Source organism: Nocardia exalbida NBRC 100660 (assembly GCF_000308575.1).
Taxonomy (GTDB): domain Bacteria; phylum Actinomycetota; class Actinomycetes; order Mycobacteriales; family Mycobacteriaceae; genus Nocardia; species Nocardia exalbida.
Genome location: NZ_BAFZ01000064.1, coordinates 1 through 17,437, shown reverse-complemented (window position 1 = coordinate 17,437; position 17,437 = coordinate 1). Strand labels below are relative to the sequence as shown.

Genomic DNA, 17,437 nt, shown 5'->3' with positions numbered 1-17,437 from the left:
ACTGACATTCGTTCTCACGACGTGGATGATGGTGCCGGTCGGCTTCGTCTCGTTCTCGACCGCGCCCGGCGCGATCACGCATCTGCGGCACGACGATTACTGGCGCAACCGAGCGGTTCTCAGCCTCGCCGATACGTCTCATCTGACTGTCGAGCCGTAGGGGTCGCTCGGGTGAGGGAAGGGTCGGAAGGTGCTGGGTGCCCCTCTAGTTGACATAATGTTGATTATCGGCGCAATTTCGGCGCAGGTTGTGGGCGTGGCTTATCGCGGTACGTCGTTGCCGCTGTATGCCATTCGCTGCCCGTGCGGCTCTGTCGGGTCGACTACGGGCTCTCGGGTGGGCGGTGTTCGTTGTCCGGCGGTCGAACCCTCTTGGCGCGTTTGTCCGCTTAGTGGAAATTTTCCGGTGATTCTTGGCTTCGTTGGTGAATCTTGGGTTTTCCCTAGAGTGGGCTCCCCTGGTCTAGTCTTCGGATGTGTAGAAACGTCACAGTGATGAATTGGGAGCTGCTCCGGTGTGGTAATTGACTTCGGTGGCCGTTGTTTTGAGGTCCAGTGATTGGTGATTGGCTCTGGTTGTGGTGTCCAGTTGCGGGCAGGCTGAGTCGGTGCTGGTTCGTCGGTTGATCGCGTTGTATGTCGGATTGTGGTTGTACGGGTTCTCGATGGCCGTCATGGTCCGGGCGGGGCTCGGACTGGATCCGTGGGATGTGTTCCATCAAGGCGTCGCGCGGCAGGTGCCGATCAGTTTCGGTGCCGTCACGGCGGTTACCGGTGTCGCGGTGCTGCTGGCCTGGATTCCGCTGCGGCAGATGCCCGGCCTGGGCACGGTGAGCAATGTCGTGGTGATCGCCGTGTCGGTCGATGCGGGGCTCGCGTGGCTGCCGTCGTGGGATCTGCTCGCGGTGCGGGTCGCGGCCATGGGGGCCGCTGTGGTGCTGAACGCGGTGGCGAGTGTGTTGTACATCGGCGCGGGTATGGGTCCGGGACCGCGCGATGGACTGATGACTGGACTGGTGCGGCGAACCGGGCGATCGGTGTGGGTGGTGCGCACGGCGATCGAGGTGACCGTGCTGGCGACGGGGTTCGTTCTCGGCGGCAGCGTCGGCATCGGGACGCTGGTGTATGCCTTCGGAATCGGTCCGCTGATTCACCTGATGATTCCCGTGGTGAACCGATTCCTGCCGGGATTCGCGGCGACGAAGCCGGCGCCTGCCGCCCGCGAAGTCGCCGGGGTACCGACGGCGTAGGTCGTCTCCCCTGCCGATCCCCCGAGTTCAGCCCTAATCGTCACGGTGACGCTTAGGGCTGAGCTCGGCCATGCCTCTCGGGTAGCCGCGTCGTCGTCGGTGTCCTGGAGCTCAGGCGCTGCGGCGCGAATCGTCTCGGCTGCTCGCCGTGATCGCTCAGCTCGGAGCCGGGAGGTCATCGGCCGACCGGGCGGCGTGATCAAGAGGTCCGTAGACGTCCGAAATGGTTTGTGCGGCGGTAAAAGTAGGGTGTGCGCCCGGAAGTGTCAGCAGCCGCCGGATTGCGTGCGGAGCGGTCGCGTGCGTGCCCGCGTCAATCTTACGTACAGCCCTGTACGGAATGTGGTGTCCCCGGTTAGCCTGTGGAACATGAGTGCTACCACCATTGCCCGGCAGTGCACGTTGTGTGAGGCGCACTGCGGAATTCTCGTCACGGTCTCCGATGACCGGGTGACGCGGATCGAGGGTAATCCTGAGGACGTGCTGTCGAAGGGGTACATCTGCCCGAAGGCGACGGCGATGGGCGGGTTGCACCATGACCCGGATCGGTTGCGTACGCCGGTGCGGCGGGTGGGTTCGTCGTTCGAGCCGATCGGCTGGGACGAGGCGTTTCGCGAGATCGGGCAGCGGTTGCGGCAGGTGCGTCGCGAGCACGGGAACAGTGCGGTCGGCATGTATCTCGGTAATCCGGCGGCCCATAGTTCGTCGGTGTTGTATGCGGTGCTGCTGCGGACGTTGCTGATGACGCGGAATTTCTTCTCGGCCTCGTCGATAGATCAGTTCCCGCAGGAGTTCGTCGCGTGGCGGATGTTCGGCTCGAATGTGCTGATGCCGGTGACCGACATCGATCGCACCGATCGGCTGGTGATTCTGGGCGCGAATCCGGCGGTGTCGAACGGGTCGGTGACCACGATGCCGAATGCGAAGCAGCGGATTCGGGATGTGCGGCGGCGTGGTGGGAAGGTCGTGGTGATCGACCCGCGGCGGACCGAGACGGCGCGGCTGGCCGATCAGCACGTCGCGGTGGCGCCGGGCGGGGATGTGTATCTGCTGCTGGCGATGTTGCATGTGCTGGTCGCCGAGGATCTGTGCGACGAGAAGGCGATTCGGGCGTCGAGCACCGGTTGGGAGCGGTTGTGCGCGCTGGTGGCCGAGGCGTCTCCGGAGCAGATGGCGGTGTACGCGGGGGTGGACGCGGAGACGATTCGGGGGTTGGCCCGGGAGCACGCGGCGGCGTCCTCGGCGGTGCTGTACGCGCGAATCGGGGTGTGTCAGCAGGTGACCGGTACGTTGACGCATTGGTTGGTGAACACGATCAACGCGGTGACGGGCAATCTGGATCGGGCGGGCGGTCAGATGTTCGCGACGCCGCCGATCGATGCGGCGCGGTATGCGAAGTATCTGCCGGTGGGGTACGGGGCGTGGACGGACAGTTCCGGGACCTACAAGTCGTTTCGTTCGGAGTTGCCGGTGGCGGCGCTGGCGGAGGAGATGCTGACCGATGGGCCGGGCCGGATCCGCGCGATGATCACGTATGCGGGCAATCCGGTGTTGTCGACGCCGCAGCGCGGCCGGTTGGGGGCGGCACTGGACTCGCTGGATTTCTATGTGGCCGTGGACATGTACATCACGGAGACGACGCGGCACGCGGACATCATTCTGCCGCCTATTTCGCCGTTGGAGCGGGAGGACGTCAACATCCTGTTCCCGGTGTTCAGTGTGCGCAACAACTTGCGGTTCGACGCGCGGGTATTCGAGCCGCCTGCCGATGGGCTGGAGGATTGGCAGATCATGGCGCGGCTGGTCACCGAGGTGGTGCCGCTGCCTGCTCGTCGGTTCACCGCGCGGGTGCTGAACGGGTTGTTCGATCGGGTGAGTCCGGTGCGGATCGCTGCCCTCGGGGTTGCGGCGGGTCCGTACGGGGTGTTGCGGCGGGGCCGCAAGGGGTTGACCGTGGGTAAGGCGCGCGCGGCGGCGGGTGGGATCGATTTGGGGCCGTTGCGGCCGAGGTTGCGGTCGTTGCTGGGGACGAAGGATCGGAAGGTGCAGGTGGCGCCGGAGGATTTCGTGGCGGCGGCGCGTGAGGTCCTGGCGGACGCGCAGCGCGGGAAGGCGGTGACCGCGCCGGTGGACGGCTACGACTTGAAGTTGATCGGGCGGCGTCATCTGCGCAGCAACAATTCGTGGTTGCACAATGTGCCTTCGATGGTGAAGGGGCGGGATCGGTGCACGGCGCTGATGCATCCGGAGGACGCCGCGGCGCGGGGGTTGCGCGACGGTGAGCCGGTGACGGTGCGTTCGCGGACCGGGTCGATTGTGGTGCCGGTGGAGGTCAGTGACGATATCCGGGTCGGGACGGTGGCGATTCCGCATGGGTGGGGGCATCAGGAGCCGGGTGTCGGGTGGACGGTGGCGGCGTCGTTGCCGGGGGCGAATGTGAACTTGCTGCACGATCCGGCGTTGACGGACACGTTTTCGGGGACGGCGGCGGTGAACAACACCTGGGTGGCGGTGGCGCGGGCGTCGGTCGATTCCGGGGAGCAGGTCGGGGTGAGTGAGCGGGAGCCCGCGCCGACTGCTTGACGGGTGCGGATCGTGTCACTTTGCACCGGCTGCGGTTAGTGGAGTTGCCGAACGCCGGTGGATCGCGGAGCGATCAGTTCTCCTCGGGCGTTCGCGCGATGGTGTCCTGGACGATCAGTTCGAGCTTTCGGCTGATGCGGTCCAGCGCTCGCGTGCTGCGCTCGGCGCGGCACACCGCCACGCTTCCCTCGACGGCGGTGACGATCAGCGTGGCGGTGAGTTCGGCATCAGCGGGGTCGGCGCCGTGTTCGCGCAGCGACGATGTCAGCAGGTCGGTCCATCGGCCGAAGGCGGCGGCAGCTGCTTCGTGTGGCGCCCCTTCGGTTTCGGGGAGGTCTTCGATCGAGACCGCCAGCACCGGGCATCCGGCTCGGAAGTCGGAGTCCACCACTAGCTTTCGCCACATTCGTAGGAAGACGCGCAACCCCTGGAGGGGTCCGTTCTCGAGTTCGCGAGCGAGCAGCGTCGCGGTGAGTTCGCCGGCGAAGGTGACCGCTTCGGTGGCGAGTTGGGTCTTGCCGCCCGGGAAGTAGTGGTAGGTCGATCCCAGTGGTGCGTGGGCGTGCTTGGCCAATTCGCGCACGCTGGTGGCGTTGAGGCCGCGTCGCCGGATCATATCGGCCGCTCCGGCCACGAGCTTTTGGCGTGAGTCCGGGGATTCCGGCATCGCTACCTCCTTGTCTATGACGGCTGTCATATAGTAGCGTCCCCAGATTATAACGACTGTTATAGACCGCGGACCGACACGAGGGAGCGCGCCGATGCCGATGATCCACTTGACCCTGCCTACCGGAGTCCTGACCGTCCAGGCGCGCGGTGAGCTGATGAAGTCGCTGCCGAAAACCCTGCTGAAGTGGGAAGGCGCGCCCGATACCGCGTTCTTCCGTGCGCAAGCGTGGTGCCGTGTCGAGGAGGTGGCCGACGGGTGTTTCGCCGCATTGGAGGACGACCTGCCGCGCTTCCGTGTGGATGTGACCGTTCCCGAAGGCGGGCTTTCGCCACGGCGCAAGGCCGGGCTCGCCGAGGAGGTCACCGAGCAGATACTCGCGGCCGCCGGTCTCACCGCGGGTGACGCGCTGCGGGTGTGGGTGCTGATCGGTGAACAGCCGGAGGGCACGTGGGGCGCTGGCGGGAACATCGTGAAATTCCAGGAGCTGGCCGCACTGGCGCAGGGGCAGCGCGAGAATGCGTAAGCTGCAACTCGTTCGCACCGGGCACCTGCAATGGCGGCACCGGCCCACACCCGTGCTGACCGCGAAATGTTCCACCACACGCACTTCGACCCTGGCCGCGTTCGGGTTCGGCCCGGCCGGCGGCCCCTGGGATGGCATGGTCGCGGACCTGCTGCGCGTCCCCTTCGCCGATCCAGGCCTACAAGGCCCACACCACCGAGCTGGTCCTGCGCCGCGAGCCACTGCACGCCGTCGCCGCCGACCGATGCGGAGGCTGTCGCCGTTGCGATACGGGTGCAGCGCATGGGTGGGCGGCGGCCGCGCGGCTGGTCACTTGCTCACCTGGTCGACGCGGGTGCCGTCCAACCATGGTTGCGGGTCGGCGAGGAAGGGGGTGTCGGCGAGGCGGTCGAGGTCTTCGAAGAAGGCTTTGGTGGTGCGGGCGGCCGCGGCGGTGGTGCCGACGGAGATGAATCCGGCTTGTTCGGCGTCCAGGCCGCGGGAGAGGGATTTGTCGGAGCCGAAGTAGACGGCGCGTTTGAGTTCGGCGATGGCGATCGGGTTGCGGGCGGCCAGCCGTGCCGCGGTGGCGTGGGTTTCGGTGAGCAGGTCCTCGGCGGGGAGCAGACGGTGAATCAGTCCCAGGCGCAGTGCTTCCCGGGCGGTGAAGGGTGTGCCCTCGAGGGTGACCTCGATGGCTTTGGCGGCGCCGAGCAGGCGGGTGAGGCGTTGGGTGGCGCCGCCGCCGGGGATGAGGTTGGCCAGTGTCTCGATCTGGCCGAGGCGCACGTGCTCGGCGTCGGCGGCGTAGCGCAGGTCGCAGGCCAGCGCGATCTCGTGGCCGCCGCCGAGTGCGGGTCCGTTGATGGCGGCGAGGTAGGCGACGCGGGAGCGGTTCATCCGCAAGGTGGTGCGCTTCCAGCGGTGGCCCCAGACCAGGCCCGCGCCGAGGCCGCCGCCGTGGCGTTCGACCAGGTCGGTCGCGCCGGGGACGCGGAGCGCGGCCGCGGCGGCGCGCAGGAACGGTGCCGCGGCGCGGGCGGGGATGAAGGGATGTGGCCGGTCGATCATGCCGCCGAGGGCGGCGGGGTCGGCGTGGGTGAGGAAGCGGCCGGGTAGGCCCCCGGTGAGCACGACCGCGCCGATGGTGTCGTCGGTGTCTACCGTGGCGGTGAGGGTGTCGAGGTCGCGGACGACCGCGGGGGTGACGAAGTTGAGTGGGGGTGCGACGACGCGTGCGGTGAGTACTCGCCCGGTGCGGTCGAGTTCGATGGTGTCCAGGTGGAGGTCGGCGGCGGGCATCGGAGGCTCCTTCGGTGCTCGGGTGGGGAACGCGAGAGTGTTTGCACGCGAACCTGTTTCGGGTGGGGGCCCCGACGGTCGTCTACACGATAGTGTTCCGGACCGGCCTGGTGGCCGGTCCGGAACACGGTTCGCCGGAGGGGGTCAGGCGGTGGGCTTGTGTACTCGGTCGGCGTGGAATTCCAGCAGGGCCGTGAGGGTCTGTTCCGGTGCTTCCAGTTGGGGGTAGTGGCCGATTCGGGGCAGTTCCACCACGTCGGGGTCGGTGATGAGCTCGCGGTAGCGGTGTGCCATGTGGCCGCCGGAGACGGGGTCGGTGACGCCGTCGACGAGCCGGATCGGGACCTGGGCCTGTTGCAGTGCGCCCACCCAGCGCCGGCGCTGTTTGCGGCGTTCGGCCATGTAGCGGATGAGTTTGTGGCCGTTGCGTTTTCCGTGTTTGCTGCACCACAGCAGCCAGAATTGGTGCAGTTCGATGTCGGTGGGTTTGGTGTCGGGCCCGAACACGGTGGCCAGGCTGCGGTGGAAGGTGCGTTCGGTGCCCAGGACGCCGACGAGCGGGCCGAGGGGGCCTGCCAGCAGTCGCTGCACCGGCCGCGCGCGGTGGGCCTCGGGGAACAGGCCGCCGTTGAGCAGGACCACCGATTCGATCATCAGCGATTCGTCGCCTGCCGTGCGGCGTTCGGCGTCGCGTGCCAGGAGTTCTTGGGCGACGGTGTCGCCGTAGTCGTGGGCGAGGATGTGGAATCGGCCGATACCCTGTTCGCGGAGCAGGTTCTCGTGGAGGTCGGCTTGGTCGGTGATGCGGTAGTCGTAGTGGCGAGGTTTGGCCGACCAGCCGAAACCGATCATGTCGGGGGCGATGACGCGGGCGAAACGTTCGCACAGACCGGGCCAGATGCGGTGCCAGTCCCAGGACGCGGTGGGAAATCCGTGGATGCATACCAGCGTCCCGTCGGCGCCTGAGCCTCCGTCGCGCCAGAAGATCTGGTGGCCGCGATGAGTGTGGCGTCGTCCGTTCGCCCGCCAGGACGCGAACTCCTCCATGTCTACCTCCTTGTCGTCGACAAGCATGGCGCGTGGGTGCGCCGGGCACAGTAAGTTCGGCCGACCGCGCACGTGTCATCTACCGCGCGGGCGGTTTGCCGATCGTGCGCTCTGCGAGAATTACACCGTGCATGTCGCGATCGGCTTGGTTGTTCTCGTCGCGTCGGCGGCCGGGTTGGCGGCGCTGGCGCGCCGGTTCGGGGTCTCCGAACCGTTGGTACTGACGGTGGGCGGTGTGGCGGCGTCGTATCTGCCGTTCGTGCCGGAGATCCACCTGGAGCCGGAGATCATTCTGCTCGGTTTCCTGCCTCCTTTGCTGTATACCGCCGCGATCCGCACGTCGCTGGTGGATTTCCGGGCGAATGTGCGCACGATCGCGTTGTTGTCGGTGGGATTGGTGTTGTTCACGACGTTCGCCGTGGCGATCGTGGTGTGGTGGCTGTTGCCGGTGCCGTTCGCGGTGGCGGTCGCGTTGGGTGCGGTGGTGGCTCCGCCGGACGCGGTGGCGGCGACGGCGGTGGCGCGGCGGATCGGGATGCCGCGGCGGATCGTGACGATCCTGGAGGACGAGTCGTTGTTCAACGACGCGACCGCGCTGGTGGCGTTGCGGACCGCGCTGGCGGCGATGGCGGGCACGGTGTCGGTGTGGGAGGCGGGGGCGGATTTCCTGCTGGCGGCCGGTGGCGGCGCGGCGGTGGGGGTGGTCGTGGCGTATCTGCTGGCGATGCTGCGGCGGCGCATCACCGATCCGGTGATGGACACGACGCTGTCGTTCCTGGCGCCGTTCGTGGCGTATCTGCCTGCCGAGAGCATCCATGCCTCCGGGGTGATCGCGGTGGTGGTGTGCGGCATGATCCTGGGGCACAACGCGCCGGTTTGGCAGAGTGCCGCGTCGCGGATCGCCGAGCGCATCAATTGGCGGACGATCCAGTTCATTCTGGAGAGTGCGGTGTTCGTGCTGATCGGGTTGCAGGTGCGCGGGATCGTGGAGGGTGCTTGGCACAGCGATCTCGATCACGCCAGGTTGGTGTGGTCGGCGCTGGCGGTGGTGGCGGTCACGATGCTGGCGCGGCCGATCTGGGTGTTCGGTTCCTCGCTGGTTTCCCACAGTCTCGGCAACGGTGCGGCGGTACCGGCCGGTGAACTGGTGGTGGTGTCGTGGGCGGGGATGCGCGGTGTGGTGACGCTGGCGGCGGTGTTGCTGCTGTCGGAGGACACGCCGCTGTTGGCCGTGCTGAAGCTGCTGGCGCTGGTGGTGGTGGCGGGGACGTTGCTGGTGCAGGGGACGTCGCTGCCGTGGCTGGTGCGGTGGCTGCGGTTGCGTGCGCCCAGTCGCGCCGAGGACGCGTTGCAGAAGGCGAATGTGTTGCAGCAGGCGACGTCGGCCGGTTTGGCCGCGCTCGAAGAGCAGATCACCGCGGATACGCCGCCCGGGGTGGTGCAGACATTGCGTGATCGCGTTTTGTGGAAGGCGAATGCGGCGTGGGAGCGGCTGGGGCGGGCGGAATCGGAACTGGTGACGCCCACCGCGGAGTACCGGCGGCTGCGGTTGGCGATGTTGCGTGCCGAACGCGAATCGGTGTTGCGGGTGCGGGATTCGGGCACGGTCGACTACCAGATCCTGCAGCATGTGCTGGCGCAGTTGGATCTGGAGGAGTCGATCATCGATCGCTTCGATGAGGCCGAGGAGGAGCGCGCGGAACCGTTGGCCGCGCCGGTGGCCGAGGAGGTGTGCGCGCATCTGCGCGACGCGCCGCTGGTGCGTGCGCACGCCGGGCCCGACGAATGCCCCGAGTGTGTCGCCGAGGGGCTGGCGTGGGTGCATCTGCGGATGTGCCTGTCGTGCGGGCATGTGGCCTGCTGTGATTCCTCGCCGGGCAATCACGCGACCAAGCATCACGGGGCCAGTGGTCATCCGGTGATGCGCAGTGTGGAGCCGGGCGAGGCGTGGCGTTGGTGTTATGTCGATGAACTGCTCGGCTAGCCGGGCAGGGTCAGCGCTGGGCGTGGCTGTAGATCAGGCGCGCGTATTCGGCCAGCAGTTGGTCCAGTGACAGGTTCTCCCCGCCCGCGGCGATCTGCTGGTAGCCGACGAGCATCGCCATGCCCAGTGAGGTGACCACGGCGGCGGTGTCGTCGTCGCGGACGATGCCTTTGACCGCTTTGTGCACGGTGCGCCTGCGGGATTCGTCGACGCGTTTGAGGGCGAGGTTGACCGATTCGTCGTTGGCCGCCCAGGCGCGGATGGCGGCTTCGGCGGCATGGTGCAGTCCGGCGGCGAGGTCGGACATCGCGCGGATGTCGTCGTCGGGGTTGCCCTTGTTGAACGGCATGGTGCCCAGGATGCGCACTTGGCGGTTCTCCCAGTGCTCGAGCAGGGCGTCGACGAATCCCTGCCAGCTGCCGAAGTGGTGGTAGAACGACCCGCTGGTGACGCCGAGTTGCCGGCACAGCACGCCGATGTTGAGACCCTTGAAGCCGAGTTCGGCGAGCACTTCCAACCCGGTGTCGAAGTACTGCTCCTTGGTGACCACTCGTGACATACGTGCGCCGTTCTCTTCGGTCGGTCAGGGGGGAGGGACCGAACAGTACCGCATCGTAGCGTCGGCCGGACCGAGCCCGGGAAGTACCGCGGCGTATCCCGAGAAGACTCTTCGGTACCTGTTACCTGCTGAAATATCTAGCGCCCGAACGTGATGCGCTCGCGGCCGCCGCGCGCTCGATAACAGAGCATCTGCTCTGTTACTGTGTCGGCATGCCCCGCCCCCGCACGCACGACCCCGACACCGTGCTCGACGCCGCGGAATCACTGGCCGTCGGCTCCGGCCCCGCCGCGGTCACCACCCGCGCGGTCGCCGCAGCCACCGGCATCTCCAACGGCGCGATCTACCACACCTTCGGATCCCGCGCGGAGCTGCTCGGCCGCACCTGGTTGCGCGCCGCGCGCCGCTTCCTCGACCTGCAAACCGCGCTGGTGACCGCGGCGCTGGACCGCCACGACGACGACGTCGAGGCCGTGGTCGCGGCCGCCGAGGCGCCCGCCGTCTTCGCCGAGCGCCACCCGGACTCCTCGCGGCTGCTGCTCGCGGTGCGACGCGAGGAGCTGCTGGGAGAGGTGCCCGACAGCGTGGCCGCCGACCTGGCGGCCACCGACGCGGTCTTGGTCGAGCTGCTGGTGCGGCTGTCACGCCGGCTGTGGCAGCGCGGCGATCGCCACGCCGTCGACGTCATGACGTTGTGCCTGGTCGATCTGCCCACCGCCGTGCTGCTGCGCCGTGACCGACTGGCGGATCCGCGCGCGCGTGAGTATCTGCGCGGCGCCGTGCGCGCCGTACTCGCCGTCGGCCCGCCGCCGCTGTGATCCCCCACCACCGACCCTCAATGGAAGGAACACCAATGCCCACCCTCGACTATCAAGACAAGATCGCCGTTCTCGATCTGGGCGGCGACGAAAACCGTTTCTCCCCCGACTTCCTGGACCAGGTCGGGGACCACCTCGACACCGCTGTGGCCGACGGCGCTCAGGGCCTGGTCACCACCGCGAGCGGCAAGTTCTACTCCAACGGACTCGACCTCGACTGGCTCGGCGCCCATGCCGAACGCGCCGAATGGTACGTCGAGCAGGTGCAGGCGCTGCTGGCCCGCGTACTGACCTTGCCCATGCCCACCGCCGCCGCGTTGCCCGGCCACGCGTTCGGTGCGGGCGCCATGCTCGCCATCGCCCACGACTACCGCGTCATGCGCGCCGACCGCGGCTACTTCTGCTTCCCCGAAGTCGACATCCACATCCGCTTCACCCCCGGCATGGCCGCGCTCATCCAGGCCAAACTCACCCCGAAGAGCGCCGTCGCCTCGATGACAACCGGCCGCCGCTTCGGCGGCATCGACGCCGCGGCCCTCGACATCGTCGACGCCACCGCCGCCGAAACAGCGGTCACCGACACCGCCGTGGCCCTGCTCGCCCCGCTGGGCGGCAAAGATCCCGGCACCCTCGGCGCGATCAAGAACACCATGTACGCCACTGCCGTCGCGGCATTGACCGCCTAGGAGTCCCGGTCGCCGCTACTCGAGCCGAAATACACGGTGTGGCAACACTTGTCCGGATGCGGCACCCGGATCGGCGCGGTGTTCGATCGGCGCGAGCGGCAGCGGCGGCGCGAAGCAGAATCGATTCGCGTCGCCGCTGCCGCTCGCGCCATTGCGGGCCGAAACCTGCCCGCGACGCCCTTGCGGGAGTGGCGATTCCGGTATCGGCGCCGCCGCGCGCCGTCACAGCGTGAACGTGAGGCGCTGGGGCCGGATGTAGTCGGCGGGGTCGTGTAATGCGCGCAGTTCCGGTCGTCGTGCCGCGGGGATCTTGTCCAGTTCCGCGCGCAGCGGCGCGTCGTAGGTCGCCGCGCTCGCGGTCAGGCCGGGCAGCCAGTTGTCGTGATGGGACGGGACGAACAGTCCCGGCGACAATGCCTCGAGGTAGGTGCGGGGATCGCGCAGGCCGTTGCTGATCTGGTTGTAGCCCTGCACGGCGCCGATCTGCACGTCGGTGGCCGGTAGCGCGGCCAGGACGTCGAATACGTGCGGTGCGCGTTCGGTGAGCGGACCGGTCGAGTCGTGCCACACCAGGCACAAACCCGGTACCCGGAACTGGTACAGCAGGACCCCGCCCTCGGCGTCACGCAGCCGCGGCGCTGCTTGCAGCAGGCCTTCGAGGGTCGGCGGGTGTGTGCGCACGATTCCCGGTTCGGGGCGGGGGAAGAACCGTGGTGAGCCGCCGACGGGGTCGGGTGGGGTGCGTGCGGAGTGCAGATGCCGGACGACGGTGACCTCGACCGCGCCGACGGTGCAGTCCTCCCTGGTGCCGATCGGGGTGTGCGCGTCACCGTGCGCGACGGTGGGGAACGCCGGGTCGCCGACCTGCGCGGCGATAGCGGCGCAGTGCTCGGCGGTGCCGTGCACGGTGGCGCCGGTGGCCTGCGCGATGCGGGCGGCGTCGCCCGCGTGGTCGAAGTGCCCGTGACCGATGAAGATCGCCGCGGGCGCCAGGTCCGCCAACTGCTGCGGGGTGGCCGGGACGTATCCGGTGCTGGTCAGCCGCGGCACCCAGGCATCGAGCAGGAAAACCGAACCGCCGATGGCCAGGGCGTAGGTGGTGCAGCCGACCCACGACAGCACGACCCGGTCGCTGCGCGGTACGCCGGTGGCGGGGTCGACGGTGTCGGCGCCGAAGAACCGGGTACGCGCCGCGATCGTGCGTGGATCGGCGGGGTCGGCCGCGGGCCGTAGTCGTCCGGCCGCCAGGGTCGCGAATTTGCCGCCGGGACCGAACAGACCCGCACCGGGAAGCTTGCACACGCGGCTACCCCATCACGGGCGAGGGGATGCGGGCAAGAGCAGCGGTCCTACAGGCGGATACCGAGTAGCGCGTCGACGGCGGCGGCGATCAGCGCCGGGGCGTCGGTGTCCTGGCCGCCGTAGTCGAGGGCTCGGCGGGCCCAGCTGTCGAGCGCGTCGAGCGCCTTGGGGGTGTCCAGGTCGTCGGCCAGGTGCTGGCGCACGCGGGCGACGGTGTCGGCGGCCGAGGGGCCCGCCGGGCGGGCAGCGGCGTCGCGCCACAGATCCAGACGTCGCTGCGCCTGCTCGAGCAGGGCGTCGGTCCACATCCGGTCCTGGCGGTAGTGCCCGGCCAGCAGGCCCAGGCGGATGGCCGCCGGGTCGACGCCGTCGCGGCGCAGCGCCGAGACCAGGACGAGGTTGCCGCGCGATTTCGACATCTTCTCCCCGTCCAGCCCGATCAGGCCGGCGTGCACGTAGTGGCGGGCGAAGCGGCGCCCGGCGATGAGCGACTCGGCGTGCGCGGCGGAGTATTCGTGGTGGGGGTAGATCAGGTCGCTGCCGCCGCCCTGGATGTCGAATTCCGGGCCGATGCGGTTCAAGGCGATCGCCGAACACTCGATGTGCCAGCCGGGGCGTCCCTGGCCGAACGGGGCGGGCCAGGAGGGCTCGCCCGGACGCGCCGCGCGCCACAGCAGCGCGTCGATGGTGTCGCGTTTGCCGGGGCGGCCGGGGTCGCCGCCGCGTTCGGCGAACAGCCGCTCCATGGTGGGGCGGTCGTAGCCGGATTCGTAGCCGAACTGCTCGGTGGCGTCGGCGCGGAAGTAGACGTCGGGGAATTCGGCGTCGTCGACGACGTAGGCCGCGCCCGAGGCCAGCAGTTTCTGCACGAATTCCACGACCTCGTCGACGGATTCGATGGCGCCGATGTAGTCGCGCGGCGGCACGATCCGCAGCGCGGCCATGTCCTCGCGGAACAGGTCGGTCTCCGCGGCGCCCAGCTCGCGCCAGTCCACGCCGTCGCGGGCGGCGCGTTCGAACAGCGGGTCGTCGACGTCGGTGACGTTCTGCACGTAGTGCACGTCGTGGCCCGCGTCGCGCCACAGGCGGTTGACCAGATCGAAGGTCAGGTAGGTCGCGGCGTGCCCGAGGTGGGTGGCGTCGTAGGGGGTGATGCCGCAGACGTACATCGTCGCGGTGGAGCCGGGGGTGACCGGGCGTACCTGACGGTCGGCGGTGTCGTACAACCGCAACGGCGGTCCTGCTCCGGGGACGGTGGGGAGGGCGGTATCGGACCAGGACTGCATGCTTACGAGGGTAAAGGTGTGGTGGGGGTCATCGGTCCCCGGCCCGGTGCCCGCGACGATCGGGCGGGTGCGCTCGCCTGTCGCGACCTGCGTCTTCCAGCAAATCGTGGGATGTCAATGATTTCGGTTTCGCTGAATCAGCTGCCCGCGCGGCGGGTGGGATCGGCGATCGTGTTGGGTGTGATCGCGAACGTGCCGTCCAGCTCGGGGATGTCGGGATCGGTGTCGGCGAGGGCGAGCTGGGTGAATTCGCCGCGGGCGACGTCGAACTCGAGTTCGTGATAAGCGACCGTATCGCCCCAGTCCGCGGAAGGCAAAGAGATGAATCGCATGGTGAACCGCCCGGAGTCCACCGAGCCTTCGGTGAGGACGTAGACGCCGAAGTGGTTCTCCCCCGCCGAGCTCAGCCAGTAGACGCCGTTGTCGTAGAGGTGCAGGTCGGTGTCGGGATAGGGCTTCTTGTCGTAGAGGTGCACATAGTGCAGCGCGATGCGGTAGGTCGGTGCGCCGATGACGATCCGCACCGCCGGTGCCGCCCGGTCCGGAGTGGAGTGGGGCATCGCGTCCTCCTCGTCGTGGCGCCGAGCGTTCGAAGCTTCAACTGTGCCAGGAATCCGGCCCGCGCGGCGGCGGGTTCAGAAGGCGGGCCACGGGATGGGGCGGGAGGTGCGCGGCACCGGCATCACCGGTTCGTCGAGCAACTGCTGGGTGCGCTCGATCAACGCGTCGATCTCGGTGTCGGTGATGTGGGAGCTGAGGGTGTCGGCGAACGCGCCGGGCAGCTGCTCGGCGAACGCGGTGATGTCCGCGATCAGGCCGTCGCCGAGGGGTTGACCGGCCCAGCCCCACAGCACGGTGCGCAGTTTGTACTCCGCGTGCAGGCAGATGCCGTGGTCGACGCCGTAGACCTGCCCGTCGAGCCCTTCCAGCGCGTGCCCGCCCTTGCGGTCGGCGTTGTTGAGCAGCACATCGAGGACCGCCACGCGCTGCAGTCGCGGATCGTCGGCGTGGATGAGTGACACTTCGTTGCCCACGTCGTCCACCGCGCGCAGCACCTCGCGGAATCCGTCGGGCACCGCGCCCGCGGGGCACAGGTCGATCAGGTCCAGGCGGTCGCCGCGGTCGGTGTGGTTGTCCACGCCGACGACCCAGCGTTGCACCATGCCGATCCCGAAAGGGCCCTCGCGCAGAATGGTTTCGGGGATCACGCCCCAGCCGACGGCCTCGGAGATAAGGTAGGAGGCCACCTCACGCCCGGCCAGGGTGCCGTCGGGGAAGTCCCACAGTGGCCGTTCGCCGCGGACCGGTTTGTAGACCACCCGCAGCGGCGCGTCGTCGGTGGCGGTGTCGTCGACGTCGCAGACCAGGGTCACGTTGCTGGCGGTGCTGATCCGCCCGATCACCGTCAGTTCGCCGCTGTGGAATCCGTCCCCGGTCTCGGCCACCGAATCACTCCTCTAGTTCGGCCGCGCCGAAGATGTCACCGCGCTTGTAGCCGTTGGTGCGCACGCACATGTGCCCGCGTGCCGACAGCGGCTCCCCGCACAGCGGGCACGGCGGGCGGCCCGCCGCGATCACCCGGGTGGAGCGCAACGCGAATTCGCGGGCCTGGATCGGGGTGAGGAACACCCGCACCGCGTCGGGGCCCTCTTCGGTGTCGTCGAGCACCACCGACTCGTCGACCTCGGTCTCGGTGATCGCCAGCAGTTCCACCACCACCGCCCCGGCGTCGGCGTCCCAGCCCAGGCCCATGGTGCCGACGCGGAACTCGGCGTCGATCGGGGTGACCAGGGGCGCGTTGTCGCTGACGTCCTCGGCCTGCGGGGGCACTTCCGCGCCGAAGCGGCGCGCGACCTCGTCCAGCAGCAGACCCATCCGGTCGGCGAGGACCTTGACCTGCTGCTTTTCCAGCAGCACGCTGACCACGCGCGGCTCCTGCACCGCCTGCAGATAGAACGCGCGATCGCCCGGCTCACCGACGGTCCCGGCGACGAAACGATCGGGGGTGCGGAATACATGGATTGCGCGTGACACATGCACCTCCTGATACGTGACCCTGATCGACTACCCGCGGTGCGGGGATTCCATACAACGACCGCTCGGTTGTTTACAAGGAATCTCGACGCTCCGCATTCCCATTATCCGCACTGCCGGTATTGCCGAGCTCGCCACCGGGGACTGGCCCGGAGGTCTCCGGTCCGGGCGCTGCCGAGGTCGCCGCCGGGCGTTGCGCGCCGGCCGCGGCGAGGGCGGACAGGTCGGCGCCGGTGTCGTTGAGCCGCCATACGTAGGGCGCGGTCGGGGTGTAGCGCACGACGCTGATCGAGGCGGGCTCCACGACGATGCGCTGGAAGCCGTCGAGGTGAATGCCCAGCGCGTCGGCGAGGACCGACTTGATCACGTCCCCGTGCGTGCACGCCACCCACAGCGCGTCGCGGCCGTGCTGCTCGGCCAGGGCGCGGTCGTGGTCGCGGATCGCGGCGACCGCGCGCGCCTGCACCTGTGCCAGACCCTCCCCGCCGGGGAACACCGCGCCGGAGGCATGGCGCTGCACGACTTTCCACAGCGGTTCCTCCAGCAGTTCGCCGATGGGGCGGCCGGTCCACTCGCCGTAGTCCACCTCGAGCAGCCGGTCGTCGAATACCGGTTCCAGCCCGAACTTTTCCGCCAGCGGTGCGATCGTGCGCTGGCAGCGCAGCAGCGGGGAGTGCACGATGCGTTCGATCGGCAGCCCGGCCAGGCGTTCGGCCACGGCCCTGGCCTGCTCCTCGCCGCGCTCGGTGAGTTCGACGCCGGTGCTGCGACCGGCCAGGGTGTGGGCGCTGTTGGAGGTCGACACACCGTGGCGCAGCAGGATCACCGTCATGCGGCCAGCCTAGCGATCATGTCGCCGAGACCACCCCGCCCGCCAGCAGGCCCATGATGATCGCGCCCAGTACGACGCGGTAGCCGACGAACCAGTACAGCGAATGCCGTGCCACGAAACGCAACAGCCACGCCACCGACGCGTAGCCGACCGCGAACGCCAGCACGGTGGCCACCAGCAGTTGCGTCCCACTGGCGTTGAGGCCCTCACCAGCGGGTTCGAACGCGTCCGGCAGGCTGAACAGGCCCGAGGCGGTCACGGCGGGGATGGCGAGCAGGAACGAAAACCGCACGGCCGCTTCGCGCTCCAAGCCCAGGAACAGGCCCGCGGTCGAGGTCGCTCCCGAGCGCGAGACACCGGGGATCAACGCCAGGCATTGCGCGAAACCCATGGCCAGGCCGTCGCGGGTGGTCAGTTGCTCGATGGAGCGTTCCTTGCGGCCGAAGTGCTCACCGGCGGCGATGACCAGGGCGAAGAAGATCAGCATGAACGACACCAGCCACAGATTGCGGGCGCCGGTGCGGATCTCGTCTTTGAACAAGAACCCCAGCACTCCGATGGGAATGGTGGCGATGATCACAT

The 17,437-nt window shown here is 68.6% G+C and carries 17 protein-coding genes; 6 read left to right on the top strand and 11 right to left on the bottom strand.

The features are described 5' to 3' along the window. The first annotated feature begins 608 nt into the window (after positions 1 to 608). Both yczE and ON29_RS15930 read left to right on the top strand, forming a co-directional pair. Positions 609 to 1,250: a membrane protein YczE gene (gene yczE, locus ON29_RS15935; protein WP_040867092.1), complete on the top strand. Its 642-nt coding sequence runs from the start codon at positions 609 to 611 to the stop codon at positions 1,248 to 1,250. Positions 1,251 to 1,619: 369 nt separating this feature from the next. Continuing rightward, a complete protein-coding gene (locus ON29_RS15930) occupies positions 1,620 to 3,833 on the top strand; it encodes a molybdopterin oxidoreductase family protein (RefSeq protein ID WP_051175269.1) in 2,214 nt (737 codons plus the stop codon). A gap of 73 nt (positions 3,834 to 3,906) precedes the next feature. Here the strand turns inward: ON29_RS15930 and ON29_RS15925 are convergent, their stop codons facing one another. Continuing rightward, positions 3,907 to 4,500 carry a TetR/AcrR family transcriptional regulator gene (locus tag ON29_RS15925; RefSeq protein WP_040867084.1) on the bottom strand — a complete coding sequence of 198 codons (594 nt, stop codon included), beginning with the start codon at positions 4,498 to 4,500 and terminating at the stop codon, positions 3,907 to 3,909. Between the two features lie 94 nt (positions 4,501 to 4,594). On the opposite strand from ON29_RS15925, the gene ON29_RS15920 reads away from it, so the two are divergent. Continuing rightward, positions 4,595 to 5,026, top strand: a complete 432-nt coding sequence (locus ON29_RS15920) for a tautomerase family protein (RefSeq protein WP_040867079.1) — start codon at positions 4,595 to 4,597, stop codon at positions 5,024 to 5,026. A 309-nt stretch (positions 5,027 to 5,335) separates the two neighbouring features. Here the strand turns inward: ON29_RS15920 and ON29_RS15915 are convergent, their stop codons facing one another. Beyond that, on the bottom strand, positions 5,336 to 6,307 hold the full coding sequence (locus tag ON29_RS15915) for an enoyl-CoA hydratase/isomerase family protein (protein ID WP_040867077.1): 972 nt from the start codon (positions 6,305 to 6,307) through the stop codon (positions 5,336 to 5,338). A gap of 144 nt (positions 6,308 to 6,451) precedes the next feature. Next, positions 6,452 to 7,354: an alpha/beta fold hydrolase gene (locus ON29_RS15910; RefSeq protein ID WP_040867083.1), complete on the bottom strand. Its 903-nt coding sequence runs from the start codon at positions 7,352 to 7,354 to the stop codon at positions 6,452 to 6,454. Between the two features lie 127 nt (positions 7,355 to 7,481). On the opposite strand from ON29_RS15910, the gene ON29_RS15905 reads away from it, so the two are divergent. Next, positions 7,482 to 9,338 carry a Na+/H+ antiporter gene (locus ON29_RS15905; protein ID WP_040867075.1) on the top strand — a complete coding sequence of 619 codons (1,857 nt, stop codon included), beginning with the start codon at positions 7,482 to 7,484 and terminating at the stop codon, positions 9,336 to 9,338. A gap of 10 nt (positions 9,339 to 9,348) precedes the next feature. Here the strand turns inward: ON29_RS15905 and ON29_RS15900 are convergent, their stop codons facing one another. Next, positions 9,349 to 9,897, bottom strand: coding sequence for a TetR/AcrR family transcriptional regulator (locus ON29_RS15900; protein WP_040867073.1), 549 nt, complete (start codon positions 9,895 to 9,897; stop codon positions 9,349 to 9,351). Positions 9,898 to 10,109: 212 nt separating this feature from the next. On the opposite strand from ON29_RS15900, the gene ON29_RS15895 reads away from it, so the two are divergent. Together ON29_RS15895 and ON29_RS15890 are read left to right on the top strand one after the other, a co-directional pair. Then, positions 10,110 to 10,715 (top strand): TetR family transcriptional regulator, encoded by a 606-nt coding sequence (locus tag ON29_RS15895; RefSeq protein WP_040867072.1) that lies wholly within the window; start codon positions 10,110 to 10,112, stop codon positions 10,713 to 10,715. A 35-nt stretch (positions 10,716 to 10,750) separates the two neighbouring features. Then, positions 10,751 to 11,401: an enoyl-CoA hydratase-related protein gene (locus ON29_RS15890; RefSeq protein WP_040867070.1), complete on the top strand. Its 651-nt coding sequence runs from the start codon at positions 10,751 to 10,753 to the stop codon at positions 11,399 to 11,401. 222 nt (positions 11,402 to 11,623) lie between these two features. On the opposite strand, the gene ON29_RS15885 is transcribed toward ON29_RS15890, so the two are convergent. The 7 genes from ON29_RS15885 to ON29_RS15855 form a co-directional block, all read right to left on the bottom strand. Further along, the gene (locus ON29_RS15885; protein WP_040867069.1) at positions 11,624 to 12,703 is read right to left on the bottom strand and encodes an MBL fold metallo-hydrolase; all 1,080 of its coding nucleotides are present in this window, start codon (positions 12,701 to 12,703) and stop codon (positions 11,624 to 11,626) included. A 47-nt stretch (positions 12,704 to 12,750) separates the two neighbouring features. Continuing rightward, a complete protein-coding gene (mshC, locus tag ON29_RS15880) occupies positions 12,751 to 13,989 on the bottom strand; it encodes a cysteine--1-D-myo-inosityl 2-amino-2-deoxy-alpha-D-glucopyranoside ligase (protein WP_040867068.1) in 1,239 nt (412 codons plus the stop codon). 137 nt (positions 13,990 to 14,126) lie between these two features. Continuing rightward, complete coding sequence (locus tag ON29_RS15875) at positions 14,127 to 14,549, bottom strand: hypothetical protein (protein ID WP_051175268.1); 423 nt, start codon at positions 14,547 to 14,549, stop codon at positions 14,127 to 14,129. A gap of 75 nt (positions 14,550 to 14,624) precedes the next feature. Beyond that, the gene (locus tag ON29_RS15870; RefSeq protein ID WP_040867067.1) at positions 14,625 to 15,434 is read right to left on the bottom strand and encodes an SCO1664 family protein; all 810 of its coding nucleotides are present in this window, start codon (positions 15,432 to 15,434) and stop codon (positions 14,625 to 14,627) included. 4 nt (positions 15,435 to 15,438) lie between these two features. Next, positions 15,439 to 16,023, bottom strand: coding sequence for a DUF3090 domain-containing protein (locus ON29_RS15865; protein ID WP_039798216.1), 585 nt, complete (start codon positions 16,021 to 16,023; stop codon positions 15,439 to 15,441). Between the two features lie 73 nt (positions 16,024 to 16,096). Beyond that, positions 16,097 to 16,855 (bottom strand): histidine phosphatase family protein, encoded by a 759-nt coding sequence (locus ON29_RS15860; RefSeq protein ID WP_040867066.1) that lies wholly within the window; start codon positions 16,853 to 16,855, stop codon positions 16,097 to 16,099. A 16-nt stretch (positions 16,856 to 16,871) separates the two neighbouring features. Continuing rightward, positions 16,872 to 17,437: undecaprenyl-diphosphate phosphatase (locus tag ON29_RS15855; RefSeq protein ID WP_040867065.1), on the bottom strand; the 566-nt coding region annotated here is incomplete at its 5' end.